The 1,458-nt window shown below is 67.6% G+C and carries 2 protein-coding genes; one reads left to right on the top strand and one right to left on the bottom strand.

Annotation, left to right across the window (positions count from 1 at the left end):
• The coding region (purN, locus tag ACR2JA_RS09965; protein ID WP_434008931.1) for a phosphoribosylglycinamide formyltransferase at positions 1-405 on the top strand (405 nt) is incomplete at its 5' end.
• A 90-nt stretch (positions 406-495) separates the two neighbouring features.
• Here the strand turns inward: purN and ACR2JA_RS09960 are convergent.
• On the bottom strand, positions 496-1,458 hold a 963-nt coding region (locus tag ACR2JA_RS09960; RefSeq protein WP_434008930.1), incomplete at its 5' end, for an EF-Tu/IF-2/RF-3 family GTPase.

The following is a 1,458-nucleotide window of genomic DNA, read 5'->3' as shown; positions in this document are numbered from 1 at the left end:
CTGGACCACAAGGCCTACGCCTCGCGCGAGGCGTTCGACGCTGCGCTGATGGGCGAGATCGACCGCCACGACCCGGCGCTGGTGGTGCTGGCCGGCTTCATGCGCATCCTCACAACTGGCTTTGTGGCGCATTACACCGGCCGGCTGATCAACATCCACCCCAGCCTGCTGCCTGCTTTCCCGGGCCTGCAGACCCACCAGCGCGCCATCGACGCCGGCTGCAAGTTTGCTGGCTGCACCGTCCACCGCGTGACCGCCGAACTCGACCATGGCGAGTACCTGGACCAGGCGGTGGTGCCGGTCTTGCCCGGCGACTCTGCCCAGAGCCTGGCGGCCCGCGTGCTCACGCAGGAGCACCTGATCTATCCCCAGGTGGTCGAGCGCCTTGTGTCCAACGAGAACTGAAAGGCAGCTCGACGAGAACGCGGTGGAACCGGCTTTGCCGGGCCACACGCGTTGCCCCCTGGGGGGTGACGCCGCAGGCGGCGCGGGGGGTTACATACTTTTATGGAACACCAGCCCCGCGTGCTCGCGCATCGCGTGGAACTTGATCTTGGGCCAGTTGGCTTCCACCGCCCGAAGCGTGGCCATGTGGTCCAACAGCACGGTGGGTGCGTCCACCGCGTCCAGCGCCACCCGGTGGGCGTTGGCGTCCATGAAGCGCTTGAGCTCCTGCTCGCCACCGTCTTCCGGTGCGCAGGTCACCCAGCGCGCCACGTTGTAAGAGCTGCCCGTGATGCGGGCCTTGACCCCGTACTCATGCTCCAGCCGGTGCGCCACCACCTCAAACTGCAGCTGACCCACCGCGCCCAGCAGCAGCACCGTGCCGGCGATGGGGCGGAACACCTGGATCGCGCCTTCTTCGCCCAGCTGGGTCAGGCCGGCGCGCAGCTGCTTGGTCTTGAGCGGATCGGCCACTTCCACGCTGCGGATGATTTCCGGCGCGAAGAAGGGCAGGCCGGTGAACTGCAGGGCCTCGCCCTCGGTCAGAGTGTCGCCCAGCTGCAGCACGCCATGGTTCGGGATACCGATGATGTCGCCGGCAAAGGCCTCGTCCAGCAGCTCGCGGCGCTGTGACAGGAAACTCACCACCGTGTTGGGCCGCAGTTCCTTGCCGCTGCGCACCACCTTCAGGCGCATGCCGCGCTCGAAATGGCCGCTGGCCACACGCACGAAGGCGATGCGGTCGCGGTGCGCCGGGTCCATGTTGGCCTGGATCTTGAACACCACGCCGCTGAACTTGGGCTCCACGGGCTCGACCACGCGCTGGATGGCCGCCTTGGCGCCCGGCTGCGGGGCCAGATCGACCAGGGCGTCCAGCACCTCGCGCACGCCGAAGTTGTTGACGGCCGAGCCGAACAGCATGGGCGTCTGTTGTCCCGTCAGGAAGGCGTCCTTGTCGAAGGCTGGCGACGCGCCCTCGACCAGCTCCAGTTCCTCTTTGGCCTGGGTCCATTC

It is taken from the genome of Hydrogenophaga sp. (genome assembly GCF_051007235.1).
GTDB lineage: Bacteria > Pseudomonadota > Gammaproteobacteria > Burkholderiales > Burkholderiaceae_C > Hydrogenophaga.
This window is presented reverse-complemented; position numbering and strand designations above follow the sequence as displayed.